The organism is Allorhizobium sp. Av2 (assembly GCF_021462805.2).
Taxonomy (GTDB): Bacteria; Pseudomonadota; Alphaproteobacteria; order Rhizobiales; family Rhizobiaceae; genus Allorhizobium; species Allorhizobium vitis_G.
The window spans coordinates 13,486-39,166 of sequence record NZ_CP192696.1 but is presented as its reverse complement, the minus strand read 5'-3'; the positions used below and the strand labels follow the sequence as shown (position 1 = coordinate 39,166).

Sequence of the window (25,681 nt, the reverse complement as noted above, 5' to 3'; positions counted from 1 at the left end):
TATCAAACCGGGACTTGACCCGCATAAGGATCAGATAAGCCAAGACCGGCCAAAATGCGAGTCTCCAGTCCCTCCATCTCCTCCGCCTCATCCTCGGTCATGTGATCATAACCGAAAAGGTGGAGGAATCCATGGACCATCAAATGCGTCAGATGGTCCGTCATCGTTTTCTCCAGCTCCGCCGCTTCCCGCTCCACGGTCTGGCGGGCAATGACGATATCGCCCAGCATCGGTCCCGGCTTATCGCCGGGCTCTATCGGATAGGCCGGAAAAGACAGGACATTGGTCGGCTTGTCCTGTCCACGCCATTCGCTGTTGATCGCCTGGATCTCGGCGTCGCCGGTAAAGACCAGAGAGACCTCCGCCGGCATCGGTGCAAAAGGCTGGCCTTCAGCAGCAATGAAATCCGCCGCATGGTCCAAAATTCGTGTGCTCAACGCCTCAAGTTCCGCCTCATCCGGCCAGCCATCGGTCTCGATAGCAATCTGAACGTCAAGTTTCTTCATCAATGACACGCACTCAACCAAGGATACAGCAACAGGTTATTCCGGCTTCTCGCCTTCGACAGGCTGCGTATACTGAGGCTCAGGCTGCGCATATTGGGCATCATAGGCCCTGACGATCCGCCCGACAAGCGGGTGACGCACGACATCGATATCCTTGAAGCGCACGAAGGAGACACCTTCCACGCCCGCCAGAATATCCAAGGCTTCAACCAAGCCGGATTTGACGCCGCGCGGCAGGTCCACCTGGCTTGGGTCGCCGGTAATGATCATCCGCGAATTTTCGCCAAGCCGCGTCAAAAACATCTTCATCTGCATGGATGTAGTGTTCTGCGCTTCGTCAAGGATGATGGCCGCATTGGCCAGCGTGCGTCCGCGCATGAAGGCGAGCGGGGCAATTTCGATTACGCCCGCGGTAATCGCCCGCTCCACCTTGTCGCCCAGCATCATGTCATAGAGCGCGTCGTAGAGCGGCCGCAGGTAAGGATCGACCTTTTCTTTCATATCGCCGGGCAGAAAGCCCAGCCGCTCGCCCGCCTCGACCGCCGGGCGCGACAGGATGATCTTGTCAACGGCACCGCGTTCCAGCAATTGCGCAGCCTGCGCCACGGCCAGATAGGTCTTGCCGGTGCCAGCCGGACCGGTGCCGAACACCAGCTCGGACCGTTCCAGCGCCCGCATATAGGCATCCTGGGTCGGCGTGCGGGCAACAATGGTCTTCTTGCGGGTGGAAATCTGCGCCATGCTGAGTTTGGCCTTGCGCTCCATCGTCGGCAAGGTCAGCTGGTCATCGGCAGCCACCGCCATGCGGATCGCGCCTTCCACGTCGGAGGCCTCGACGCTGCCGCCGCTTTGCAGCCTGGCATAGAGGAAGTCCAGCGCCCGGCGCGCCTGATTGGTGGCCATGATATCGCCGGAGATGGAGACGGAATTGCCGCGCGCGCTGGCTTTGATATTCAGCCGCTGCTCCAGCAACTTCAGGTTTTGTTCGAACTGGCCGAAAAGCTCGCTGGCATGCCGGTTGTTCTCGAACGTCAAGATGAAGTGATTGGCGTCGGTCGCGGCGGTTTTGGTGTTGCGCGAGGGTGAGGTTACCACTTCTGGTGCGTTCAAGCGATCAGGCTCCCTATCGGAATTCAGTCCCGGCCCCCACTCTAACTCTCTGCCACCTCGGCAAACAAGCTGTTTGGGCCGATATCCGTGATTCGTACCTGAATAATGTCGCCTATTTGCGAAGGTTTTGCATCAACATTCACAGACTGCAACCACGGGGACCGGCCGATAATCTGCCCCGGCATCCGGCCCGGCTTTTCCAAAAGCAGGTCCATGGTCTGGCCCACCAGCGAGCGGGCAAAGTCATGCTGTTGTTTTAACAACAGTTCCTGCAACCGGGCGAGCCGTTCGGTCTTCACGTCCTCGGCCACATGGTCGGGCATGTCGGCGCCGGGCGTGCCTGGACGTGGCGAATATTTGAACGAAAAGGCCTGTGCATAGCCGATCCGCTCGACCAATTTCAGTGTGTCTTCGAAATCAGCATCCGTTTCGCCGGGGAAACCGACGATGAAATCGCCTGATATGGCGATGTCGGGACGCGCCTCCCGGATACGATCGACGAGGGCAATGTAATCGGCAGCTTTATGCCGACGGTTCATCGCTTTCAGTATCCGGTCGGAACCCGACTGTACCGGCAGATGCAGATAGGGCATCAACATCCGCAGATCGCGATGCGCCTCGATCAACCGCTCGTCCATATCACGCGGATGGCTGGTCGTGTAGCGCAACCGGGCAAGACCCGGAATTTCGGCAAGCTTGTAAAGAAGATCGCCAAGGCCCATCTCGCGCCCATCCGGTCCCTTGCCATGCCAGGCATTGACGTTCTGGCCAAGCAGAGTGATTTCGCGCACACCGCTTTCCACCAGCCTCTGGGCTTCACCCAGCAATTGAGCAAGCGGGCGGGAAACCTCGGACCCACGGGTATAAGGTACCACGCAGAAGGTGCAGAACTTGTCGCAGCCTTCCTGCACGGTCAAAAAAGCCGTGATCATCCGGCGCTTGCCGACGATCTTGGTCGGGTCAGGCAGATGCTCGAACTTGTCTTCCACGGCATAGTCGGTATCAACCACCCGCTCCCCACCCCGCGCCCGCCTCAAGGCCTGCGGCAGGCGGTGATAGGTCTGCGGACCGACAACCACATCGACGCCCGGTTCGCGGCGGACGATTTCCTCGCCCTCGGCCTGGGCGACGCAACCGGCCACGCCGATCATGAATTCCTCGCCTCTAGCGGCGCGGATCTTTTTCATTTCACGCAACCGCCCAAGCGCCGAATAAACCTTGTCGGCGGCCTTTTCGCGGATATGACAGGTATTGAGCAGCACGAGGTTGGCTTCTTCCATATCCTCGGTCGATTGATAGCCTTCAGCCACCAGCGCATCGGCCATGCGGCTACTGTCATAGACATTCATCTGACAGCCATAGGTCTTGATAAACACCTTCTTCTGCGGCGCAGGATTTTGCTGGGCAGACGTGTGTTCAACCATGGCGGACACCGGCTCTACCGATGCTGAAAGGCTTGAAATTTCCTGGGTCATGGCGCGCTTTTATACCAATGATCGGCATTAGCAAAGAGTGCCGCATCATCCCAATGAAAAGCGGCGAAACGAAAAGGGATAGACAGTCTGTTTTCTGTCGTCTGCTATTCGATCGTCCGACCCAGCAGCTTTGACAGCAGCATGCGGCGGATCTCCGCTTCCACCATAGCGCTCACCCGTTTGCGATTGCTGTCCTTGGTATAGGCAACCGGCACACCGAAACAGACATCGACATCCACCGCCGCCACCTTGAGCAGACCGGCCAGATGCGGTCCAAGCGTGACATCGCCTGGCCAACTCACCAATGGCCGATGGAAGCGGCCCATCGGCATGCCATGGATTCCCGTATAGGCAATGGCAACCGGCTGCACATAGACCACGCCCTCAGGAGCAAGCGGCACTGCCATGGAAGCAGCGCCAAACAGCGAGGATTTGACCGGCAGCAGCCGATTGCCGTCCGACGTCGTGCCTTCGGGAAACAGCACAACGATTTCACCATCCGCCATGCGGGCAGCAATATCGTTGACCTGTTCGCCTGAAGAACGCTTTTCCTCGCGGCGAATGAAAATGCTTTTTTGCAGCTTGGCCAGCGTCCCGAAAATCGGCCATTCCGCCACTTCCATCTTGGCGATGAACACCACATCGGCAATGGAACTCAGCACCAGAATATCCGTCCAGGAACAGTGATTGACGGCCAGCATCAACGGCCTTTGCCGTTCCGGCAGGCCATGCACCCGCACGCGGATACCGAGAACCAGACAGGCAATCCTATGCCAGTAGCGCGGCAACAGCCGTCGTATTTTCAGATCGAACGCCAGGCCAAGCAATTGCAGCGGCAGCATAATCAGCGTGACGGCGACAAGCAGCGCCAGCATGAAGACAGTTCGGATGGTGATGATCATGGCTGCCACGAACAGCCAAAGCTTGCCCTGCTCACGGCTCGTCCTTCGCCAATGGCACGCCATAGAGTTCCAGCCGGTGATCCACCAGCCGAAAGCCATGTTCTCGCGCGATTCGCTCCTGGAGCGCCTCGATCTCAGGTGAGCGGAACTCGATGACCACGCCCGTCTTCAAATCGATCAGATGATCGTGGTGTTCTTCCGGCATCGTTTCGTAACGGGAGCGCCCATCGCGAAAATCGTGGCGGGCGATGATCCCGGCATCCTCAAACAGCTTGACGGTGCGATAGACGGTCGAGATCGAAATTTTGGCGTCTATCACTGAAGAGCGGCGGTACAGCTCCTCGACATCGGGATGGTCGTCGCAGCCTTCAAGAATGCGCGCGATGATCCGCCGCTGTTCGGTCATGCGCATGCCACGCTCCGCGCAGAGCTCTTCCAGCGTTTTCGGCGTCTCCGTCATGATGGTCCGGTTGCTCGTGAATTTCGATAGTCACGAGTTAGCGAAGATCGCGCCGCATGACAAGCGCCGCACTGCGACGACCGTTGGCATCGGCGTAATAAGCTGGCCTTTCGCCAGCTTTTTCAAAGCCAAGCTTGCGGTACAGATTGATGGCGGGGTGATTGCCGTCATCCACTTCGAGGAACATGATTTCGCCGCCACGCACTCTTGCTTCGCGCATTGCGCCCTGCATCAGCCGCCAGCCAAGGCCGTTTCGTGCGCCCTTTTCATGCACGGCAATCGTCAGAATTTCCGCCTCACCCGCCGCTTCGCGGGCCAGCACGAAGCCGCTCAACTGCGGCTTGAACATCAGCGTATTGGTCTGGCGAATCACGAAACCGAAGACATTGGGCTGCAACAGCAGGCTTTCGAATGCGCCATCATTCCATGGCTGCGAAAACCGCTGGCCATGCAATTCCGACACGTCATGGCAATCGTCCAGCTCCATGGCGACGATTTCAAACTCGGCTTTACGGGCAAAAATTGTTTCAAGCATAAGACCCTCCCCAGAGTCAGGATAAAATATGTTTATTCCGACATGCTCACGGCACAGATTACCCGATAATTCCTAAAATCACCTGGGATTTATGGTGAAAATACGCAGCAGATTTAACTTTATTGCGTTTATCGTCTACAAAGCCATCAGCCCATAATGGCCTAAAACAGGATCAGGCCCGCGCCACGGCAAAACCTGCCTGCGGCTTGACATCCGGGCCCCGCAAGTAAAGCGGCTTAGGCTTGCCCGAGGCCTGCGCAACCGCTCCAAGCCTGACAATATCCTGCATCGGAAAGTGATCGGCTTCTACTGTTGCGGCCTCTTCACCCTCCCCTGCCGCGTCTTTCTCCAGCAGTCGGCATGCCGAACCAGTGACGCGTCCTGCGCGATGCCTGGCAAACTCAGCCGCCATCGCCCGAAATTCCTCCACCGACAGCAATCGAGCATCATCCAGCGCCAGTGCATCAGGGCTGAAACCCTGGACATAGACCTCATCGCGCTTGGCATCCATGGCAGCAAGTACCGCAACCGCGCCACCCCGCCTGCGTTCTGCCGCCGCCAGAACGGCAAGGGTTGTTATGCCGACGATATCGACACCCAGCGCCAGGGCAAGGCCACGCGCCGCCGAAAGGCCGACACGTATGCCGGTAAAGGAACCGGGACCAATGGTAACCGCAACCCGCTCGACACTGGTGAGCGCTGTTGATGCCTCGTCCAGAACCGCATCGATCATGCCCATCAGCTTTTCGGCATGGCCACGGCCAATCGTCTCGCTTCTGGCCGCCAGCATCCGGTCGAGATCGCTGTCATACAGGCCAACGGCGCAATCAACGCCGGCGGTGTCGATTGCCAAAAGGATCATGCCTGCTCGCTTTTCATTGCGTGACGTTTCACATTTATCGAAAGCGCGGCAACCTGAGGGACGCCGCACCCAAACCGCATCAAACGGCTTCGACTTCCTGCACTTCGGGAATGAAATGGCGCAGCAGGTTCTGGACGCCATGCTTCAGCGTCGCGGTGGAGGATGGGCAACCTGCACAGGAACCCTTCATGTTGAGGAATACCTTGCCATCGCGGAAACCACGGAAAGTGATATCGCCGCCATCCTGGGCGACGGCCGGACGCACCCGGGTTTCCAGCAGTTCCTTGATGGTGGCAACGATGGTCTCGTCACCCTCGTTGAAGAACTCTTCGTCCGACGCCTCGTCTCCAGCAACGGCGCTACCCATGATCGGCGCGCCGCTCATGAAATGCTCCATGATCGACCCAAGGATGGCGGGCTTCAGATGCGGCCATTCGGCGGTATCCTTGGTGACAGTCACGAAGTCATAGCCAAAGAACACGGAGGTGACGCCGGGTATGGCAAACAGCTTTTCAGCCAGTGGCGAGGCCATGGCCGCTTCCCGGTCGCGGAATTCAGCCGTGCCGCTTTCCATCACCACCTTGCCCGGCAGGAATTTCAAAGTCGCCGGATTGGGGGTGGATTCCGTCTGAATGAACATCACAAACTCCTTGCGAACCGGTCAAGCCGGGTCCGATTTAGAATGCTTCAAAAATAAACCTTCGCAGGTCCTGCTTCAAGCACTGGCTGCAAATAAACATCTTATACCACGGCTCGAAGATGCCGAGGCAGTCTTACCTTGAAGGCATGTCCAGCCTCACTTTTCAGCAAAGCGCGTCGATTTCTTCATTGCTCAGCGTATCCGGCAGCACGGTCACGGGAATGGGAAAGGCCTGTGCCCGCCCGGCGATCATCGAGACCAGCGGGCCAGGCCCGTCCTTGGCCGAGCCTGCGGCCAGAACGAGGATGGCGATATCGCGATCTTCTTCAATCACCGCCTGGATCTGCTCGGCGGCGCTGCCTTCGCGGATGACGATTTCCGGTTCAAGCCCAATGGTTTCACGCACCGTCTGGGCGGATTTTGCCATCACCGCTTCGGCGGCTTCCCGCGCCTCGGCCCGCATGATTTCCTCGACACCCAGCCATTGCTGGAAATCGCCCTCTGGAATCACATAGAGCAGAACCAGCCCGCCATTGGAATTCTTGGCGCGCCTGCCTGCATAATGGACGGCGCGGGAGCATTCCGGCGTATCGTCGATGACCGTCAGAAATTTCCGTCGGTGCCCGTCAAGACGCGATAGACGTTTCGATACCATGGCCTGCCCTGTTCGTCGGGCCGGATCGACCGGCCCCGATAACCGTTACCTGATGACGCGTGACACCTGCCACGCATCATCATCAAAGCTTAGCGCACGAAACCGATAATGTCGCGGATTTCCGTCATGGTTTTTTCGGCACGGACCCGCGCCCGCTCACCACCATCGCGCAACACGGCGTCAATATGAGCAGGGTCACCCATCAAACGGCGCATTTCACCAGTGATCGGCGACAGAACCTCGACAGCAAGTTCGATAAGAGCAGGCTTGAATACTGAGAACTGCTGCCCGCCGAATTCCGCCAGCACCTCGGCTTTGGTCTTGTCGGCAAGGGCTGCATAAATACCAACCAGATTATCGGCCTCCGGCCGTCCGGCCAGTCCATCCGTTTCGCTTGGCAGGGCATCCGGATCGGTCTTGGCCTTGCGGATCTTCTTGGCAATCGCCTCGGCATCGTCCATCAGGTTGATGCGCGACAGATCCGAAGGATCGGATTTCGACATTTTCTTGGTGCCGTCCTTCAGGCTCATCACCCTGGGGGCCGGACCGTCGATCAACGGTTCGACCATCGGGAAATAGGCATGCACCGGCTCATTGCCGACGGTGATATCGATGCCAAGTCCGGTCGGGCGGATCTGCTGGGCAAAATCCAGATTGAACTTCATGGCGATATCGCGGGTCAGTTCCAGATGCTGCTTCTGGTCATCGCCCACAGGCACATGGGTGGCGCGGTAGACAAGGATGTCAGCAGCCATCAGGCTCGGATAGGCAAACAGCCCAAGCGAGGCCTGCTCACGGTCCTTGCCCGCCTTGTCCTTGAACTGGGTCATCCGGTTCATCCAGCCGATGCGGGCGACACAGTTGAAGATCCACGCCAGTTCGGCATGCTGCGGCACCTGGCTCTGGTTGAAAACGATATGCTTGACGGGGTCGATACCCGCCGCGAGAAAAGCCGCCGTGATCGACCGGATCTGGCCGCGCATGTCCTCATGCACCAGTTGCGCCGTCAGCGCATGCAGATCGACGACGCAATACATGCAGTCGTTATTCTCCTGGAGCGCGACGAATTTGCGGATCGCGCCGAGGTAATTGCCAAGATGGAGATTGCCCGTGGGCTGAACACCGGAAAAAACCAGCGGCTTGAATTCGCTCATGATTGACCTCAGCAGGCTTGTGGAGGGCCTGATACCTCGTGTGGATTTACAGCGCTTATGCACAGGCAGGCGTTCCCGATCAAGCGGGGAACGGCTGAGGCGCGATTATAATTTTGGCTCGATCAGGTCCCAGAGATTGCCGTAGAGATCTTCGAACACGGCAACCGTGCCGTAAGGCTCGTAACGCGGCTCTTCCTGAAAGGCGACGCCATCAGCGATAAACGCCGCATGATCGCGGGCAAAGTCATCTGTTTCCAGAAAGAAGGCAACCCGGCCGCCAGTTTGGTTGCCGATTGCCGCCAGCTGTTTTTCTCCATCCGCCTGCGCCAGAAGCAGCCCGGCACCGCCTTCAGCGGAAGAAACCACCACCCAACGCTTGCCATCGCCCAGGTCGATATCTGCTTTGCAGGCAAAGCCCAGCTTGCCGCAATAAAAAGCCAGCGCCCGGTCATAGTCATCCACAACAAGCGTTACGGTGGCGATGCGTTTTACCGGCCTATTCTGCGTCATCGGCGGCCTCGCTTGGCGTCGCCCGCCTCTTGCGCTTCAGATTGCGCCTGAGCATGCCGAGATCCGCGCCCCCAATCAGGAAGGCCAGCGAGAAATAGATCAGCATCGCCAGACCGATCTGGATGAACAGCACCAGCACCTTGTGCAGGAAGGGCGAACCAGTGCCTATATAGGGTGCGAAAAAGCCCGACAGCGCCATCAGCGCCGCGCCCATGGCAAGCGCCGCCAGCAAAAGCCGCAGCGCCCGGGACACCAGCGCCCATTCCACCTGCAAATGTCCGCGCCGGACCAGCATGGTGAACAACAGAACCGTGTTGATGGCGCCCGCCGTCGCTTCCGCAATGGCGATGCCCCGCTCCTGCAACAGCGGAAACAGCGAAATGGCCAGCGCCGAATTGACCACGACCGAAATGCCGGTGAAGCGCATCGGGGTTTTCGTATCCTCGCGGGCGTAAAAACCGGGCTGCAATGCCTTGATCATCACGAAACCGGGCAAGCCCAAGCCGTAATAGGCAAGAATTGCCCCGACGATGGCGGTATTATGCGCGTTAAACGCGCCGCGCTCATAGAGAACCCGGATGATATCATCAGACAGGACCCAAAGCCCGACTGCCGCAGGCAGAGTGAGAAACAGCACGAATTCGATCGACCTGTTCTGGATGGTCGAGGCTTCGCGCTGATGATCAGATTTCAGCGCCCGCGCCAGCTCCGGTAAGAGCACCACGCCAACGGCAACGCCCACCACGCCCAAGGGCAATTGATAGATACGGTCGGCATATTGCAGGGCGGCAATCGCCCCATCCTTGGAGGAGGCAATCGCCTGGCCGATCAGCTGATTGATCTGGGTAATACCCCCGGTCACCGCCGCAGGGACGGCCAGCACCAGCAACCGTTTCACATTCGGAGTGATTTTCGGCCATTTGAAGCCGAGCCTGATCCCCGCATGGCGCACGCCGATATAGACCACCAGCAATTGTAAAATCCCGGCCACCAGCACCGACCAGGAGAGATACCAGGCCGTTACGACAGGCTCGACACCATGGTAGAGTGCATAAAACAGCGCACTGATCATCACCAGATTGAGAAAAATCGGCGCGACGGCGGCGGCGAAAAAGTGATGCAGCGAATTGAGCATGCCGCTCAGCATCGCCGTCAGCGACATGCACATCAGATAGGGAAACATCACCACGGCGAGACGCACGGTCAGCGAAAATTTTTCCGCGTCATCGGCAAAACCCGGAGCGATGACAAACCGCACCAGGAGCGGCATGGAGAGCTCCATGGCGATGGTGATCAGCAACAGCACGGTAAAGAGAACGCCGAAGACCTCCTCGGAAAACCGCTTGGCGCCATCCAGTCCGTTAGCCTCGATCTCCTTGGAAAACAGCGGCACGAAAGCGGCGTTGAAGGCGCCTTCGGCAAACAACCGGCGAAACAGGTTGGGAAAGCGGAAAGCGGCATAGAAGACATCGGCCATCGGCCCGGTGCCCAGCGCCGCCGCCATCAGGGTTTCGCGGGCAAAACCGAACAATCGGCTGCCAAGCGTGGCGCCGCCAACGGTCATGAACTTCTTGACGAGGGACATATCAGACGCGGGCTTTCTTTTCAGCAGCCGGGGATTTTGTCGCGGCGGGCGCGATCATGCCCGATGGCATCTGCTCGCGCAATTCGTCGGGCTGCTCGCTCATCACCGCTTTCAGCCGGACCGAAATGGACCCCTGCCGATTTTCATTGGTGATCTTCTGGCCAACCAGATCGATAACGTAAAACGTATCGATGACCTTTTCGCCAAAGGTGGTGATACGGGCTGAGTGAATATCGAGCGACAGATCGGCCAGGACCGCCGTGACCTCGGCCAGCAGACCGATACGGTCGAGACATTCGATCTCAATCACCGTAAACTTATTGGAGAGGCTGTTGGAAATCGTCACATGCGGCTTGACGGTGAAGGTTTTGTTGCGTTTACGGCCCTTGGTGCGGGTGGCAATCACTTCCGGCAGGCGCTTCTTGCCCGCCAACACGTCTTCAATCATCTTGCTGATCGTATTGGCCCGCCGCATCTCGTCCTCGTCAATGGGAAACTCCCTGTTGATGAGAATGGTATCGAGCGCCCGGCCATCCGAGGTGGTGAAAATCTGCGCATCGGCAATATTGGCCCCCGCCGCCGCACAGGCACCGGCGATGATCGACAACAGGCGCGGATGGTCGGGGGCAAGCACCGTAATCTCGGTGATCGCGTGGAAGGAATGGGTGCGGACCATGGTGGCCAACGCCTGATCGGCCTTGTCGGCCTGGCGGATGAAATGGGCATGACGCACCTGATCTTCCAACGGCACCGTCAGCAGATAGGGCTGATAATGCAGCTTGCTATAGGTTTTCTGGTCCTTCTGGCTCCAGTCCGACAGGGCCTCTGCCAATTGCTCGGCGGCCTGTTTGGCGCGCTCCTTGCGCGGGCTTTCGGAAAACCCGCCTGATAGCAGTAATTCGGTTTCATAATAAAGCGTGCGCAGCAATTGGCCTTTCCAACCGTTCCACACGCCCGGGCCGACGGCGCGGATATCGCAGACCGTCAGCACCAGCAGCATGCGCAGCCTGTCAAGCGACTGCACCTTCTCGGCGAAATCGGTAATGGTCTTGCGGTCGTGCAGATCGCGGGTCTGGGCAACCATCGACATCAGCAGATGCTGATCGATCAGCCAGACGACCAGCTTGGTCTGCTTCTCATTCAGGCCAAGACGGGGGCAAAGACGCCGGGCAACCTTGGCACCGGCAATCGAGTGGTCCTCCTGACGGCCCTTGGCGATGTCATGCAGCAGCACCGCGACGAACAGCACAGTGCGTTCCTCTATATTCGGCATCAGCTTGACCACCAATGGATGGATCTCGGCATGCTGTCCCTGATCGACCTCGGCCAGGACGCCGACCGATCGGATCAAATGCTCGTCAACGGTATAATGATGATACATGTTGAACTGCATCATCGAAACAATTCGCCCGAAATCCGGGATAAACTTGCCCAGCACACCCGCTTCGTTCATCCGGGTCAGCATCAGCGCCGGGTCGCGTTTGGAGGTCAAGATGGAGAGGAACAGCCGGTTGGCCTCCTCGTTTTCGCGGAAATCATGATCGATCAGCGGCAGGCAGCGGGTAATCGCCTTGAGCGCATCAGGATGGAATTCCAGCCCATGCAGGTCGGCGACATGGAAAAAGCGCATGACGTTGATCGGATCACGCTTGAAAATATCCGGACCGGATAGAGCAATCCGGCCCCTGTCCTCGATGAATTCAGGCGTGCCGGGAATGCGCCGGGGCCGATGGGCAAAACGCCCGATGGCTGCGGTCAGACCTGGAGCAGCCTTCGCCTGCTTGTCCTCCAGGCTGGCACAGACGATCCGGGTCAGGTCGCCGACATTTTTGGCAACATGGAAATAATGCTTCATGAAACGTTCGACCTCCGAAAGGCCTGGACGGGCATTATAGCCGAGATTGCGGGCGATTTCCGGCTGGAGATCGAAGGACAGCCGCTCTTCCGGCTTGCCGGTGGCAAAATGCATATGGCAGCGCACCGCCCAGAGGAAATCGTCGGATTTCTGAAACATCCGCCATTCCTGGCGCGACAGAACACCCAGTTTGACCAGATCGGCGGGGTCGGAAATCCGGTAATAATATTTGGCGATCCAGAACAGCGTGTGCAGATCACGCAATCCGCCCTTGCCTTCCTTCACATTCGGCTCGACCAGATACCGGGTATCGCCCGCCTTACGATGGCGTTCGTCGCGTTCGGCCAGCTTGGCGGCAATGAATTCAGGCGCGGTCTTTTCAACCACCTCCGCATCGAACCGTTTCTGCAATTCGCCAACCAGCAACGCTTCCCCGCAGATGAAACGAGTTTCAAGAATGGCGGTCCTGATGGTCATGTCGGTGCGCGACAGCCGGATGCATTCCTCGACCAGACGGGTGGCATGGCCGACCTTGAAACCCAGATCCCAGAGAATATAGAGCAGGAATTCCACCGCCTTGCGGGCATCCGCCCCGGCCTTCACCGACAGCAGGAACAGGAGATCAATGTCGGACCCCGGAGCCAGGGTGCTGCGGCCATACCCGCCGACCGCAGCCACCGCAAATTCATGCTGGGTGGTCGGATAAACCGACTGGGTGACCATGCGATGCACCAGCGCGATCAGATTGTCCTGGAGATTGGAAATCATCCCGGCACATTCCAACCCGCTGCCATTGGCGGTCAGATGGCGCAGGGCCGCCTCCCGGCCATCAATGCTTGCCTTTTTCAGCAAGGGGAGAATGGCGGCCCGCGTTTCCGGCACCTTGCCATTCTGGAGCACGATGGCCATGCATTCCGCCTCCAATGCCTTGAAATCGGGGAGCGTTGCGTCTGATGGATCGTGCTTTGCCATAATCGTCCAGTTATCTGTTCCCTGCCGCTCGGAATATGGCGGCTTTTGTCTGTAACGGGTTTAGCGTTTTTAAGGCGCTGCGGGCAACAGGATAGCCGATAATTCCTAAAATCCCTTGACGGAGCCAGAATCGAAAGCCCAGAACCAAAAAGCAATACGAGCCTGGATCAGGATTTGGCCGATCAGGATTTTGCCAGAGCGGTTTTCAGGTCGTAAAGCGCATCCAGCGCCTGCCTTGGCGTCAAATCATCCAAATTGAGGCCACGCAATGCCTCTTCCACCGCCGAAACCTGCATCCCTGCCCCTGTCCGGCTTTCCCGCCTCTGACTGACCTGGAACAGCGGCAGGTCGTCAATCAACTGGCTGGCCGGATTTTTTCGGTCAGCATCTTCGAGCTGCGACAGCACGGCGCGGGCGCGCTCCACCACCATGCCCGGCAGCCCGGCCAATCGCGCCACCTGGATGCCGTAGGAACGGTCGGCGGCACCGGCCCCAACCTCATGCAGGAAAATCACGTCGCCATGCCATTCCTTGACTTTCATGGTGACGTTCGACAGCCGCACAAGCTTTTCAGACAGTGCCGTCAGCTCGTGAAAATGCGTGGCAAACAGCGATCGGCAGCGATTGACCTCATGCAGATGTTCGACGGTCGCCCAGGCAATCGACAGGCCGTCGAATGTCGCCGTACCACGCCCGATCTCATCGAGAATGACCAGAGACCGCTCGCCCGCCTGATTGAGAATGGCTGCCGTTTCCACCATCTCGACCATGAATGTCGAGCGGCCCCGCGCCAGATCGTCGGAGGCGCCAACGCGGGAAAACAGCCGGTCGACAATGCCGATATGCGCCGACCCGGCGGGCACGAACGATCCCATCTGGGCGAGAATGGCGATCAGCGCATTCTGGCGCAGAAAGGTGGATTTACCGCCCATGTTCGGACCGGTCAGCATCCAGATCGCGCCGTGCTTCTGATCGCCTACCGGTGAAAGATCGCAATTATTGGCAATGAAAGGGCTGGCCGCCTGCTTGCGCAAGGCCTGTTCGACCACCGGATGACGCCCGGCAACAATGGAAAACATCCTGCTGTCATCGACCAGGGGGCGGCAATAGCCCTGCTCTTCAGCGAGGACAGCAAGACCGGCGGCCACATCGATCACCGCCAGCGCCCGCGCTGCTTTTTTGATGGCCTCTGCCTCCACCACCACCGCCTGACGCATTCGCTCAAACGCCGCAAGCTCTATTTCCAGCGCCTGTCCTGCCGCATTGGCAATCCGGCTTTCGAGATCAGCCAGTTCGGTCGTGGTAAAGCGCATGGCATTGGCCATCGACTGGCGATGGATAAAGCGGGCCTTGGCCTCGCCCTCGATCAGCGGCCCGGCATTGCCGGCGGTGACTTCGATGAAATAGCCCAGCACATTGTTATGCTTGATCTTCAGAGATTTGACGCCGGTTTCCTCGGCATATTGCAATTGCAGCCCGGCGATCACCCGGCGCGACTGGTCGCGCAGCGCCCGCACCTCGTCCAGCCCCTCATCGGCGCCCTCTCTCAAAAAACCGCCATCGCGTTTCAACAATGGCAGATCTTCCGCCAGTTGCGAGGCCAGCAGGTTTTCGAGCGACGGCGATAGCATTTCGAGATCGGTGAGCGCCGAGGCAAGCTCATCCGGCAGCACCGCTCCTCGCAGCAACCCGGCCACATCGCCTGATGTGGACAAGCCATAGCGGATCGCCGCCAGATCTCTTGGCCCGCCCCGATCCAGCGCCAGCCGCGACAAGGCACGCGGCATATCGGGGGCGCGTTTCAAAAGGTCGCGCAGCCGCTCACACAGGAAACCATCCGTTAACAGATAGGCGACCGCATCCTGCCGCTGCGCAATCGCCACCACCTCTGTCAAAGGCGACATCAGCCGCTCAGCCATCAGCCGAGCGCCGCCGCCGGTTACGGTTCGGTCGATGGTATTGAGCAGGGAGCCCTGTTTCTGGCCGGAAAGGGTCTTCACCAATTCCAGATTGGCGCGGGTGGCCGCGTCAATAAACAGCGTCGAGGACGAGGATTGCCGCTCAGGCAACCCAAGCGGCGGACGCTCGGACATCTGGGTTTTTTCCACATAGGCAATCGCCGCCGAAGCCGCAGCCATTTCTGGCCGTGAAAACCCGCCGAAACCGTCGAGCGTCTTGACGTTGAAATAGCGCGTGATGCGCCCCTCCGCCGAAGCGCTATCGAACAGCACCGATGGCTGCGGCACGACCACGCGGCCAAGCACATCAAAGGCCGGCTTCAGGTCCGGGTCCTGCATCAACGTTTCGGCGACGATCACTTCACGCGGATCGATGCGGAAAATATCGGCCAGCAGACGGGTGGGATTGGTTTCAGCCAGACGGAAGACGCCAGTGGAAATATCGATCCAGGCCAGCGCCAGTTCATCGCCGCTGCCGCGCACCCGTGCCAGCGCCATCAGATAATTGGTCTCCGACGGCGACAGCAGCTTTTCCTCCGTCAGCGTGCCGGGCGTGACCAGACGCACCACGTCACGCTTGACCACGGATTTGGAGCCGCGCTTCTTTGCCTCAGCCGGGTCTTCCACCTGTTCGCAAACGGCGACACGGAACCCGAGCGTGATCAGCTTTTGCAGATAATCGTCAGAGGCATGTACAGGGACACCGCACATCGGAATGTCTTGACCCAGATGCTGCCCGCGCTTGGTCAGGGTGATGCCGAGCGCCCGGGACGCCTCGACGGCGTCCTCGAAAAACAGCTCATAGAAATCACCCATCCGGTAAAACAGCAGTGAACCGGGATTGTTCGCCTTGATTTCAATATACTGTTCCATCATCGGGGTTGCCGTTGCGCGGCTTTCTTGCGACGTCAGGGCGGCGGTGTTGAGCACATCCGGTTCGGCAGCTTTGTCGATGATCACAGGTTCACGCTTTGCAAAATTGAGGGTATCGGGACACGACCGCGTCCAGACGACATCTAACGATGTTCAAGCCACAATGACAACCGATGCAGCGGCAAGCCACCCGCCTGCCCACAAAAAGCTGCGGTCGCACAAAGATCAACCGCACTCGCCTTTCAGACATGGGCCTTTCAGAAAAGGGCCGCCTAGAAAAGGAATTGCCTTGGCGAGACGGGTCATATCCTCGTGAAGCTCACCGCGCAGCCACCGCTTGAAGGCATCGACCTTGTCATTGCGGCGCGCGCCTTCTGGGCTGACAAAATAATGGGCAAGCCCTGTCGGCACTGCCGGCCCGAAGGGCGCCACCAACTGCCCCTGCTGTAATTGCTGCGAAGCAATCGTCTGCCAGGCCAGCAAGATGCCTTGCCCAGCCAGTGCAGCGTCCAAGCATAGAGAGGCTTCGCTAAAGACGTGCCGTGTGCGGACAGTTCGTCCGGGAAGTCCGGCAGCGGCCAGCCATACATCCCAACTGAACATCGCCCGGCCATCTTCCACAATCGGCAAGTCCAGGAGATCGGCTGGTGATTGCAGGCGCTTTGCCATGGCAGGTGTGCAGACCGGAAAAACCTTCTGTTCCAGCAGTAACTCGGCCCGTACACCGGGCCAGTCACCACGCCCGACCCGAATACACAGATCGACATCGGAGCTTGATGGATCGATTAACCGGTCGCTTGCCTCCATTCTAAGACGGATCGTCGGAAACCGCTCTGAAAACGCACCAATGCGATGCACCAACCAGCGTGCAGCAAAGACCGGCGCCACCGAAATCGTTAAAACCGTATCATCGCTCTTCAGCGCAAGCGCCACTGCCCCCGACAAATGCCGAAAGCCCGCACTCAAACGGTCAAGCACCGGCTCAGCCACATCTGTCGGCACCATGCCGCGGCTGGTTCGCTCGAATAATTGCAATTGCAACTGCTGCTCAGCCTTGATGACCTGCTGGCTGATGGCACCGATCGAAACGCCAAGTTCGCTGGCAGCCGCTTGCAGAGAGCCTAGCCGACCAACAGCCTCCACGGCCCGCAATCCATTGAGATGCACCAAATTGAGTTTGCTCATCCAGGAAATCTATAGGCACCGCCCAAAAATCTCAATTGCCGATAGCAGAGAACTCTCTAGCCTTTGAAGGCCTGATACAGCACGGTAAAGGATGTAACCATGAAGATTATCTGGAGGTTTTTCTCAAGGTCAGGATCTTCGGATGCCTGCAATTACGCCGCGAGCAAAGATCCACTTCTGCATCCAGATTTGGTGGGTCTATCGCAACGGCAATTGGCCGACCTCGTCATCCCGCCCGAGCAACCAATGGAAATGCCAAACGATCAACGGCTGGCAAAATCTACAGCGTCCTGCGTTTCAGCAAACAGACACCTTCGACAGAAATCGCCATGTTCAACCTGAACCGGACAGTTCCCAGCTTTCTTTACTGAAAGCGATCTTTTCGAGAAAGCAGGGCTTCGGCTTTCCTGATATAACCTAGCTCGCAAACCGCCCGGCATCGGCACCGTAATAATTCACGTAGCGATCGGAAATGCTGGTGATCGGCAGAACGATCAGCACATCGGTGGTGTTGAAGGCATGGTCGACCACGGCACCGGTACCGATCATCGCGCCGAGACGCAGATAACCCTTGACTAGCGGCGGCATGGCGGACAGCGCCTTGCGGGCATTGACGATTTCGGATGGCATCAAGTCCATGGGGCAAAACAGTTCCGGGCGGGCACGAACCGCCCATTCGCCGCGGGCTTCGGCATTCTGCGCCAGAAAGGACAGAGCCAGCGCATGCTGTTCCGGCTGCACGCCTGGAAAAGAGGCGCAGCCGATCATGGCGCTCATATTGTGGCGCAGCGCGTAGGCCCAGTTTCCCTGCCAGAGCAATTCTACCGTCCGCTTGGTGCGATAATTCGGCAGGACACAGGAACGGCCAAGCTCCATGAAGCGCTTGTCGGGATGGCGGGCGATGAGATCGTCCAGCGCAAATTCCGAGGCGGAATAGAAGCCGAAATTGGCCAGCGCCACTTCATGACGCAGCAGCCGATAGGTGCCGACGATCTGATCTTCCGGATCACCTTCAATGGCGTGGTCTAGAACCAGAAGATGATCGCAGATTTCATCGAACACATCGATATCGCGCTTCTGCCGCATGGCATCGGGCGGCAACATAGCATTCATCTCTTCGACGAACACCCGGTAGCGCACCGCCTGGGCCGCATCGATCTCGCGTGCGTTGCGGGCAAGCCTGGTTTCCAGCGTACCGATCCGGCCCAGTACATCGCCAGCAGGGCCGGAAACCGTACCGGAGGAACGCTCCGTTTCAGGTGTGACTGCACGATCAAGGAGTTCGACTGTCATGGCGGTTCATCCGGCTTTGTTCAAACAAGACCTGTTAAACACGGATATGCGACAAGATGTTGACACAGGATACGCTGATTGCAGTTTTTATGGCGATTTTTCCCATAAAATCAATGGATACTCCAAGATAATAATAGGAAACTTTCCCGGAATCTAGCCGTACAGTCTTGTACGATGTGTTTTCATCAACGAGGCAATTTCATTCAGCAGGCGCTCGGGATTGACAGGCTTCTGCAAGACCAGATCCGCGCCACTGGTCAGCGCCTCGGCTCGGGCGGCATCCCTGAGATCACCGGTCAAGACTAGGATGGGGCAGCGCGGGCGGCGTTTCAATTGCTCGATCATCCGCACATAGCGCAGAACTGAGCTGCCATCACCGCCGGGCATGCCGAGATCGGTAATGATCAGGTCCAGTTTGACCGCCTCTTCCAAAGCCACTTCACGCCGCAGGGCATCGAAATCATTGACCACGCCGACCATATGGCCAGCTTTCTGCAAAACGGCCCGCAGCAGGGTTGCATTGACGAAATCGTCCTCTCCAACCAGAACATTCAGCACGTCCGGGACCTGTTTGCCCGGCTCCATGCCTTCTCCCGAAAGCAGGACACCTGCATGGGAGACATCGGTATCCTGTACATCGACATGGGCCGCATCCACGCCACTCATCAGCCCCCGCAGCACATCGCTCAAGGTTTGCTCACGCAGCGGACGGATCAGCCAGGCATCGAAACCGGTCAGCGGCCGCACAGGCCGCTCTTCCGGATTGACCAGATAGATGCGTCGAATTTTTCCCAGACCGGACAGCCGTCTGGCAAGATTGGCATCGTAATCGGAAATGCAGCGATGATCGACGATCAGATCCGTCAGCATCGCATCCTGCCTCTCGACCCGATCCAAAAGGTCAAGCGCCTCTTCGGTTTTCTTTGCCCAATGGCAAAACCCGCCAAGCGTGCGAATGGTCATGGACGCGCCTTCAGCCGCCGGGCCATCTGGGGCCAACAGCAGGACGCTGGACCCTGATAACAGCGACTGTCGCTGAGAAACGGTGCGATCCTGCGCAATCGCCTTGGTTGGCAAGCGGATCTCGAAGGACGTTCCCCGTCCGCGCACGGTTTCAATAATCGACAGAGAACCGCCAAGCGCCATCATCAACCGCTGGGAGATGAACAGGCCAAGGCCCGTGCCGCCACTGCGCTGCACTGGATCTCCGCCTTGCGAAAACTCCACGAACAGCCGGGTGCGTTCCTCCTCCGTCATGCCAGGACCGGTGTCGCGGACCCGCACCACCAATTCGTCGCCAATGCAGCTAGCCGAGACGAGCACACCGCCCTCGACGGTGAATTTCACCGCATTGCCGATCACATTGAACAGCACCTGGCGCAGCCGGGCGACATCGATATCGACTTCCTCGGGAACCCCGGACTGTGTCGTCGCGGCGATCTCGATGCCCTTGGCATGGGCGCGTGGCGACAACATCTCGACCACGCCTTCGATCAGACGTCTGGGGGAAACACGTTGATTGTGAAGTTCGAAATGGCCAGTTTCAAGCGTCGTGTAATCAAGAAGATCGGCAATCAATTGTTGCAGGGATTCGCCCGCTTGTACGATGCCGGAAAGATAATTGCGCTGCTCTGGCGACAGATCGGTCCGGCCCAGCAGATGGCTCATGCCGAGAATGCCGTTCAGCGGCGTGCGCATTTCATGGCTGACGGTGGCAAGCAGACGCGTGCGCACCAGTTCCGCACTCGCGATGGATGGGGGGACAGGGCTCTGCGTCTTCGATAGCATCTGCGCCTACTCCGGCAGCTGTCCGGCAAAGCCTTTCGGAAGAGGAGGCGAAACCCACCTGTTTCGGTGTTTTCCATCATCCGCCATCCGGTGCTCCCACCAAGATCACGACATTTATCTGGCCACACCACCAGCATCCTGCAAAAGACGTCAGGTACGCTATGGTGCTTCAAATCCGCTGCATAACTCTCTCATTAAACCAAGGCCGATTTGATGAATTATGCGGTAGCAAAGCCCCGTCAATGTTTTGTTACGGTCGGCAGACCACGTTCAATCTCGGTAAACCGACCCTCAATGCCGTGTGAAAAAAACCGCTTGGGGCGAGCGGCTCACAGCATGTGAGCAATCCTGTTTCAAGCCATGCTACACCTTTTAGGGAAAATTTCCATCACTAGTTCGGCGTGGCCGAGCGGGAAATTTCGCCTCTACCCTTTTGAGCGGCGCAAAACCAGCAGTTCTTCCAGCAGGATGAAGCCGGCCCCGATCGTAATCAAGCTATCGGCCAGGTTGAAGACCGCAAACGACCATGTCTCGGTATGAAACAGAATATAGTCCACCACATAGCCATAGGTGAAGCGGTCGATGATATTACCGAAAGCGCCGGCAATGATCAGGCAATAGCCCAGATGCGCAAACTGATGATCGCGGCTGGTCTGGCGCCAGAGCCAGGCGACAAAAGCGACGATGGCAAGCCGCATGACGACGATGACCCAGGCATCGAGATGTGAAAGCATGGAAAAGGCAACGCCGAGATTGTGGGTGCGAAACAGGCCAAGCATCGGCACAACAGGCACGAGTTCATGCATGGGCAAGCTGACCTCGACCGCATATTTGATCGCCTGGTCCAGGATCAGCAGCGCCAGGATGAACAGGATTGCCGGAACCGGGCGACAAAACAAGGCAGCGGAACGGGTCATTTGGCCTCGTCGAGGGTGAGAAGATGGCGACGGGCTTCAAACAGCATGACGCCAGTCGCCACAGCGAGATTGAGGGAATCGGCCAATCCGGCCTGGGGGATGCGCGCCAGCATATCGGCCCGGCTGGCCAATTCCTCCGGCAGGCCGGATTGCTCATTGCCCATCAGCACCACGACCGGGCGGCGCTTGTAATCCACGGTACGGTAATCCACCGCGCCAGCCAGATGGGTGGCGACGACGCTGACGCCAGCCTTGGTCTTCCAGCCGAGAAAATCAGCAACGGTGGTCTTGACCAGCGGCAGCGCGAAAATCGACCCCATCGTAGCACGCACCGTCTCCATGGCGAAGGGATCGGTGCTGTCACCAATCAGCATGACACCAGAGGCACCCGCTGCATCGGCAGTGCGGATAATCGTGCCGAGATTGCCGGGATCGCGCACCCGGTCGAGCGCCACCCAGGTTTCCCGCTCCGTCAGGCTGACATCCTTCAGCGCCTTCCAGCGCTGATCGAACACACCCGCCACCATTTGCGGATTGTCTTTGCGGGTAATGGAGGCCATGACCTTTTCGCTGACCTCCAGCACCATGCCGCCATGGGCAACGGTGCGCGCCGCGATCCGTTCCACCTGCGGCTTGCCCTTGGCAGCCTTGGAATAGATCAGGTAGCGCAGGCTCCAGCCGAGCTCCACCGCATCGATCACCAGCTTCAGGCCTTCGGCCAGAAACGTCCGCGTCTCGTCGCGGGTCTTTTTCTGGGAAAGCGCCTTGATATCCTTGACGATCGGATTGGCGAGGCTGGTGACTTCCTTCACCTGCCCAACCTTGCCCTGCACGCCTCTTTCCGCGGAGCTAGCCGCAAAACCGGAAGCGCCATCCTTGAACCCGTTACTCATTTTGGAACCCATCTGCTGAACAGCGACGTGGACAAGGCCCGCCCAGGTGTCTTGCCATCCAGACCTGCCTCACGCAGGACCAGTTCGCCGGATTCGACCAGACCGCCCTTGCCGCGCATGGTCTCGCGCATCAATTCATGGATAGCGTAGAAGCTGGCGCGGATTGAATAGGCCGTCAGCACCAGGCCTTCGGCCTTGGGCGACAGGATTTCCCGGCACAGCGACAGCATCAGCGGCAAATGCTCGAACAGATGCCAGACCTCGCCATTCGGACCTCGGCCAAATTTTGGCGGGTCGGTGAGGATGATGTCATACTGGCTGCCGCGCCGCTCTTCCCGCTGGATAAATTTCATTGCGTCATCGCAGATCCAGCGGATCGGAGCCCGGTCGAGACGGCTGAGCGCCTGGTTTTCCCGCGCCCAACCGATTGCCTTCTTCGATGCATCCACATGGGTGACTTCCGCACCAGCAGCCGCCGCAACCAGTGAGGCCACGCCGGTATAGCCGAAAAGATTGAGCACTCTCAATGGCCGCTCTGCGTTCGCGATCTTTGCTTTCTCAACCCGGTCTTTCATCCAGGTCCAATGGGCGATCTGTTCGGGAAAGACGCCGACATGGCGAAAGGACGTGAAGCGCCCGAGAAAATCGACGCCCAACAGCGAAAGCGGCCAGGTTTCGCCCAGCGCCTCGCGGGGAAAGCGCCAGCGGCCCATGCCATCCTCGTCGGTATCGCCGGAAAACACCGCATCGGCTTTTTCCCAGACATGCGGAGCAAGGCCCGGCGGCCAGAGAGCCTGTGCTTCGGGGCGCACGATCCGATAGGGGCCGTATTGTTCGAGTTTCAGACCATGACCACTGTCGATCAGGTGAAAATCGCCAGCCCCCATCGATTCCAGAATGAGCGGCAGCTTCTCGCGGGGCAGCGGGCCTGGGCGAAGCGCCAATGGCGCATTGGCGGGTGTTGCCGAATCCTGCACAGGATCTTTTTCCATGCGGGGCGATGGTGCGGAAACCCTTGCCGTTTCCCTAGCATCTGCGCCTGCCTGGCTGCGCACCGGTTTTTGCCCGGTACCACGATAAGGGCTTCCCCCATTGCGATCGGGCTGAGACTTGGCTGGGAGAGATGCGGCGGGGCGAGAGGAAGAACGCCCCTTGCCGGCGGACGCCGTGCCGGGAGCGCTCTTGCTGGGTGGTCGGCGGGATTTGTCTTTCACAATCGGCTCGGCTTTCCGATGACAGCGCCCTGAACCCACGACGAGCTTACAATTGCACGCCCGGTTCTATGGTAACGCTTCATAACGACGGCATGGTCTCCTGGCCGTCTCCGGTTCAGGCATGGTATTGGCTATAGTCATAATTCCTCACATCGGGTCCGATCCAAGGAATTATGCGGTAGGTTGCCCGCGCAAATTATGCTCAAAATCGAAAACATAAATCCTGCGTGGCCAAGGCAGCGGGCCTTTATCATTCAAACGCCGCGGAGAAAAGGGTAGCGAGCAGCTTAAGTTCCGGCAACCGTCAAGGCGATGGCAACTGGCTCACGTGACCGGATGCCGCGATCTGCTCGGCTCGCTTCTTCTGCTGATCGGCCTCGCCACGCCATTTTACCGCAGCACGTGCCTCATGCCGGGCGCGCTTGCGGTGCTTGCCCTGGGTCAGCCAAGTGGCAAAACTGCCTGCCAAGGCGCCAAGCAAAAAAGTGATCAGCAGGAAGACGAAGAAGGGCGCGCCTGCCGACAGCATCTGATCATCAGGGCGGAATGGATTGAGCGCCAGCGTTACCCATTGCCGATTGGCGACACACAGCACGATCAGCACCACCGCCAACGGCACCAGAATGACGATATTGAAAATCTTTTTGACCACCATCACGCATCTCCTGCCGGATCTTGCCGCAGCCGGGTTTTAACGTTGCCGATTACTGTCATCACGACAAAAAACCGACAACCCTGCAACTCACAGTCTAACGGCCTCTTCACCACGAATTGCGTCATCATATGGAAAGGGGCCGGGCTCATGCAAGGCCGACCCGGATAATTCGCCCGATATCATTTGCAGGGTCACGACACGCCGGAATGCAACGCCGAACGACTGAAGATCCGATCAGTCGGCGTCGCCGTCATCCTCGTCGTCCATGCCGGGATTGAGGCGCTCGCGCAATTCCTTGCCGGTCTTGAAAAACGGCACCCATTTTTCCTCGACGAAAACCGTATCCCCCGTGCGGGGATTGCGTCCGGTCCGCGACGGGCGGTTTTTCACCGAAAAAGCGCCGAAGCCCCGCAATTCGACACGATTGCCGGACGCGAGCGCATCGGTGATTTCATCCAGAACGGCGTTGACGATGTTTTCCACGTCGCGGTGATAAAGATGCGGATTGCGGGCCGCAACGATTTGCACCAGCTCGGATTTGATCACGTTAACCCCCTGTTCGGTCTAGACAGTTCACTGATAATCAGTTCGCGGGCCCCAGCCCGCCGTAAAAGCGGCAGAGCAATGACCGCCAGCTTGTTCGGGGTGTAAAACACCATAAAAAATTGGATTAATCAATCGCTTAAGCCCACATGTCGCTGACGATTTCATATCCACGGTCCAATGCGAGTCAATTCGGATTGTAAAATCGACAAATACAACCGAAAAATAACCTGTCATCATAGCATCCAGCATGCACGAGACAGATAGTGGCACGCAGTCTGCTGCGGGTCGAGCATTGACAAAAGACGAGGGATAGCACCGCTCCCCCACAAAAAGCCGCAGGCGGAAAGCTTGTAACAGACTTGAAAAAATCCATATTTCCAGCCAGTAACTGTCTTGAATGGTAGCTGGAAGCGGTTCACCCGGAAGACGGGTGACAAAATAACCGATCGGCTCTACGGATTATCGAGCATGCTCAAGCGTTTAGATAAAGGTGCCCTAGAGCCGCGCCCACCTGCCCCCGATACCTCCTATCGCAAGGCGGTCGGTCACTCGCATCGAGTCAGGCGGCTGCGCATCGCCTTGCCGGCTTTAGCGGTCGTGCTCTCGCTTGGCTTTGTTGCTGTCTCCGTCGTCAGGGCTTACCTGCCCGACAACATCAAGATCGAGGGCGCCAAGATCGAGGATGGCAAGGTCGTCATGGCCAAGCCAGCCATATCCGGACGCAATTCAAACGGCGCGCCCTATTCGATGAATGCCGTGCGGGCGCTGCAAGATATCAAGAACCCCAACCTCATCACGCTGGAAACGATTACAGCGACCATGCCGGTCAATGATGACACCTCCGCCGATATCAAGGCACAAAGGGGCACCTATGACCGCTCTTCCGACAAGATGGTGCTGGACAGACCCTTCACGATCCATCTCTCCAGCGGTGTGGACGCAGAGTTTCAATCCGCCGATCTTGACGTGAAAGCGGGAAAGCTTAAGACAAATCAACCGGTCTCCATCAAGACGAAAGAGTCATCAATCGTTGCACAGTCGATGGATATGACCGATAAGGGACAGACAATCACGCTGACGGGCGCGGTCCGATTGAATATCGCACCGACCGCCCTGCAGAAACCGGGCAACTGAGAAC

24 protein-coding genes are annotated in these 25,681 nt (G+C 58.3%); 2 read left to right on the top strand and 22 right to left on the bottom strand.

The window, feature by feature from the left end:
- Positions 1-2: 2 nt before the first annotated feature.
- From ybeY to FS819_RS00120, 15 genes are all read right to left on the bottom strand, one after another.
- Positions 3-506 (bottom strand): rRNA maturation RNase YbeY, encoded by a 504-nt coding sequence (gene ybeY, locus FS819_RS00190; RefSeq protein ID WP_156549257.1) that lies wholly within the window; start codon positions 504-506, stop codon positions 3-5.
- A gap of 36 nt (positions 507-542) precedes the next feature.
- Positions 543-1,616: a PhoH family protein gene (locus FS819_RS00185; RefSeq protein ID WP_156549249.1), complete on the bottom strand. Its 1,074-nt coding sequence runs from the start codon at positions 1,614-1,616 to the stop codon at positions 543-545.
- A gap of 41 nt (positions 1,617-1,657) precedes the next feature.
- Positions 1,658-3,091, bottom strand: a complete 1,434-nt coding sequence (gene miaB, locus FS819_RS00180) for a tRNA (N6-isopentenyl adenosine(37)-C2)-methylthiotransferase MiaB (protein ID WP_156549247.1) — start codon at positions 3,089-3,091, stop codon at positions 1,658-1,660.
- A gap of 104 nt (positions 3,092-3,195) precedes the next feature.
- Positions 3,196-3,993, bottom strand: coding sequence for a lyso-ornithine lipid O-acyltransferase (gene olsA / locus FS819_RS00175; RefSeq protein WP_156549426.1), 798 nt, complete (start codon positions 3,991-3,993; stop codon positions 3,196-3,198).
- A gap of 31 nt (positions 3,994-4,024) precedes the next feature.
- Positions 4,025-4,453: a Fur family transcriptional regulator gene (locus tag FS819_RS00170; protein ID WP_156549245.1), complete on the bottom strand. Its 429-nt coding sequence runs from the start codon at positions 4,451-4,453 to the stop codon at positions 4,025-4,027.
- A 37-nt stretch (positions 4,454-4,490) separates the two neighbouring features.
- Entirely contained in the window at positions 4,491-4,988 is a 498-nt protein-coding gene (locus tag FS819_RS00165) for a GNAT family N-acetyltransferase (protein WP_070163728.1), read from the bottom strand.
- Between the two features lie 172 nt (positions 4,989-5,160).
- Complete coding sequence (gene tsaB / locus FS819_RS00160; protein ID WP_156549243.1) at positions 5,161-5,850, bottom strand: tRNA (adenosine(37)-N6)-threonylcarbamoyltransferase complex dimerization subunit type 1 TsaB; 690 nt, start codon at positions 5,848-5,850, stop codon at positions 5,161-5,163.
- Between the two features lie 79 nt (positions 5,851-5,929).
- Positions 5,930-6,490 carry a NifU family protein gene (locus tag FS819_RS00155; RefSeq protein ID WP_071202564.1) on the bottom strand — a complete coding sequence of 187 codons (561 nt, stop codon included), beginning with the start codon at positions 6,488-6,490 and terminating at the stop codon, positions 5,930-5,932.
- Between the two features lie 163 nt (positions 6,491-6,653).
- Complete coding sequence (locus FS819_RS00150; RefSeq protein WP_070151452.1) at positions 6,654-7,145, bottom strand: universal stress protein; 492 nt, start codon at positions 7,143-7,145, stop codon at positions 6,654-6,656.
- Between the two features lie 89 nt (positions 7,146-7,234).
- The gene (gene trpS / locus FS819_RS00145; protein ID WP_156549241.1) at positions 7,235-8,299 is read right to left on the bottom strand and encodes a tryptophan--tRNA ligase; all 1,065 of its coding nucleotides are present in this window, start codon (positions 8,297-8,299) and stop codon (positions 7,235-7,237) included.
- 105 nt (positions 8,300-8,404) lie between these two features.
- Complete coding sequence (locus FS819_RS00140; protein ID WP_156549240.1) at positions 8,405-8,809, bottom strand: VOC family protein; 405 nt, start codon at positions 8,807-8,809, stop codon at positions 8,405-8,407.
- The gene (gene murJ, locus FS819_RS00135; protein WP_156549238.1) at positions 8,796-10,394 is read right to left on the bottom strand and encodes a murein biosynthesis integral membrane protein MurJ; all 1,599 of its coding nucleotides are present in this window, start codon (positions 10,392-10,394) and stop codon (positions 8,796-8,798) included. Before murJ ends, FS819_RS00140 begins: the two co-directional genes overlap by 14 nt.
- 1 nt (position 10,395) lies before the next feature.
- On the bottom strand, positions 10,396-13,221 hold the full coding sequence (locus tag FS819_RS00130; RefSeq protein ID WP_156549236.1) for a [protein-PII] uridylyltransferase: 2,826 nt from the start codon (positions 13,219-13,221) through the stop codon (positions 10,396-10,398).
- A 182-nt stretch (positions 13,222-13,403) separates the two neighbouring features.
- Entirely contained in the window at positions 13,404-16,055 is a 2,652-nt protein-coding gene (gene mutS / locus FS819_RS00125) for a DNA mismatch repair protein MutS (RefSeq protein ID WP_234624748.1), read from the bottom strand.
- 222 nt (positions 16,056-16,277) lie between these two features.
- Complete coding sequence (locus FS819_RS00120; protein WP_156549234.1) at positions 16,278-17,237, bottom strand: LysR substrate-binding domain-containing protein; 960 nt, start codon at positions 17,235-17,237, stop codon at positions 16,278-16,280.
- 142 nt (positions 17,238-17,379) lie between these two features.
- Here FS819_RS00120 and FS819_RS00115 point away from each other — a divergent pair, with 142 nt between their 5' ends.
- Positions 17,380-17,658: a hypothetical protein gene (locus FS819_RS00115; protein ID WP_156549232.1), complete on the top strand. Its 279-nt coding sequence runs from the start codon at positions 17,380-17,382 to the stop codon at positions 17,656-17,658.
- On the opposite strand, the gene olsB is transcribed toward FS819_RS00115, so the two are convergent.
- From olsB to FS819_RS00080, 7 genes are all read right to left on the bottom strand, one after another.
- A complete protein-coding gene (gene olsB, locus FS819_RS00110; RefSeq protein WP_156549230.1) occupies positions 17,655-18,530 on the bottom strand; it encodes a l-ornithine N(alpha)-acyltransferase in 876 nt (291 codons plus the stop codon). The genes FS819_RS00115 and olsB overlap by 4 nt on opposite strands.
- A gap of 153 nt (positions 18,531-18,683) precedes the next feature.
- Positions 18,684-20,318 carry a hybrid sensor histidine kinase/response regulator gene (locus FS819_RS00105; protein WP_156549228.1) on the bottom strand — a complete coding sequence of 545 codons (1,635 nt, stop codon included), beginning with the start codon at positions 20,316-20,318 and terminating at the stop codon, positions 18,684-18,686.
- Between the two features lie 425 nt (positions 20,319-20,743).
- Positions 20,744-21,235 (bottom strand): signal peptidase II, encoded by a 492-nt coding sequence (lspA, locus tag FS819_RS00100; RefSeq protein WP_070163752.1) that lies wholly within the window; start codon positions 21,233-21,235, stop codon positions 20,744-20,746.
- On the bottom strand, positions 21,232-22,128 hold the full coding sequence (locus FS819_RS00095) for a TrmH family RNA methyltransferase (protein WP_156531322.1): 897 nt from the start codon (positions 22,126-22,128) through the stop codon (positions 21,232-21,234). The genes lspA and FS819_RS00095 overlap by 4 nt, the downstream gene beginning before the upstream one ends.
- Positions 22,125-23,183, bottom strand: coding sequence for a class I SAM-dependent methyltransferase (locus FS819_RS00090; RefSeq protein ID WP_409050037.1), 1,059 nt, complete (start codon positions 23,181-23,183; stop codon positions 22,125-22,127). The genes FS819_RS00095 and FS819_RS00090 overlap by 4 nt, the downstream gene beginning before the upstream one ends.
- A 463-nt stretch (positions 23,184-23,646) precedes the next feature.
- Positions 23,647-23,994, bottom strand: coding sequence for a LapA family protein (locus FS819_RS00085; RefSeq protein ID WP_041697404.1), 348 nt, complete (start codon positions 23,992-23,994; stop codon positions 23,647-23,649).
- A gap of 237 nt (positions 23,995-24,231) precedes the next feature.
- Complete coding sequence (locus FS819_RS00080) at positions 24,232-24,543, bottom strand: integration host factor subunit beta (protein ID WP_012654814.1); 312 nt, start codon at positions 24,541-24,543, stop codon at positions 24,232-24,234.
- A 468-nt stretch (positions 24,544-25,011) separates the two neighbouring features.
- Here FS819_RS00080 and lptC point away from each other — a divergent pair, with 468 nt between their 5' ends.
- Positions 25,012-25,677 carry an LPS export ABC transporter periplasmic protein LptC gene (gene lptC / locus FS819_RS00075; RefSeq protein ID WP_156531321.1) on the top strand — a complete coding sequence of 222 codons (666 nt, stop codon included), beginning with the start codon at positions 25,012-25,014 and terminating at the stop codon, positions 25,675-25,677.
- The last annotated feature ends 4 nt before the right edge of the window (positions 25,678-25,681 follow it).

Coding starts and splice junctions, on each gene's coding strand:
- ybeY (WP_156549257.1), bottom strand. CDS start 506: ATGAAGAAACTTGACGTTCAGATTGCTATCGAGACCGATGGCTGGCCG.
- miaB (WP_156549247.1), bottom strand. CDS start 3,091: ATGACCCAGGAAATTTCAAGCCTTTCAGCATCGGTAGAGCCGGTGTCC.
- olsA (WP_156549426.1), bottom strand. CDS start 3,993: ATGATCATCACCATCCGAACTGTCTTCATGCTGGCGCTGCTTGTCGCC.
- FS819_RS00170 (WP_156549245.1), bottom strand. CDS start 4,453: ATGACGGAGACGCCGAAAACGCTGGAAGAGCTCTGCGCGGAGCGTGGC.
- FS819_RS00165 (WP_070163728.1), bottom strand. CDS start 4,988: ATGCTTGAAACAATTTTTGCCCGTAAAGCCGAGTTTGAAATCGTCGCC.
- tsaB (WP_156549243.1), bottom strand. CDS start 5,850: ATGATCCTTTTGGCAATCGACACCGCCGGCGTTGATTGCGCCGTTGGC.
- FS819_RS00155 (WP_071202564.1), bottom strand. CDS start 6,490: ATGTTCATTCAGACGGAATCCACCCCCAATCCGGCGACTTTGAAATTC.
- FS819_RS00150 (WP_070151452.1), bottom strand. CDS start 7,145: ATGGTATCGAAACGTCTATCGCGTCTTGACGGGCACCGACGGAAATTT.
- trpS (WP_156549241.1), bottom strand. CDS start 8,299: ATGAGCGAATTCAAGCCGCTGGTTTTTTCCGGTGTTCAGCCCACGGGC.
- FS819_RS00140 (WP_156549240.1), bottom strand. CDS start 8,809: ATGACGCAGAATAGGCCGGTAAAACGCATCGCCACCGTAACGCTTGTT.
- murJ (WP_156549238.1), bottom strand. CDS start 10,394: ATGTCCCTCGTCAAGAAGTTCATGACCGTTGGCGGCGCCACGCTTGGC.
- FS819_RS00130 (WP_156549236.1), bottom strand. CDS start 13,221: ATGGCAAAGCACGATCCATCAGACGCAACGCTCCCCGATTTCAAGGCA.
- mutS (WP_234624748.1), bottom strand. CDS start 16,055: ATGATGGAACAGTATATTGAAATCAAGGCGAACAATCCCGGTTCACTG.
- FS819_RS00120 (WP_156549234.1), bottom strand. CDS start 17,237: ATGAGCAAACTCAATTTGGTGCATCTCAATGGATTGCGGGCCGTGGAG.
- FS819_RS00115 (WP_156549232.1), top strand. CDS start 17,380: ATGCCTGCAATTACGCCGCGAGCAAAGATCCACTTCTGCATCCAGATT.
- olsB (WP_156549230.1), bottom strand. CDS start 18,530: ATGACAGTCGAACTCCTTGATCGTGCAGTCACACCTGAAACGGAGCGT.
- FS819_RS00105 (WP_156549228.1), bottom strand. CDS start 20,318: ATGCTATCGAAGACGCAGAGCCCTGTCCCCCCATCCATCGCGAGTGCG.
- lspA (WP_070163752.1), bottom strand. CDS start 21,235: ATGACCCGTTCCGCTGCCTTGTTTTGTCGCCCGGTTCCGGCAATCCTG.
- FS819_RS00095 (WP_156531322.1), bottom strand. CDS start 22,128: ATGAGTAACGGGTTCAAGGATGGCGCTTCCGGTTTTGCGGCTAGCTCC.
- lptC (WP_156531321.1), top strand. CDS start 25,012: ATGCTCAAGCGTTTAGATAAAGGTGCCCTAGAGCCGCGCCCACCTGCC.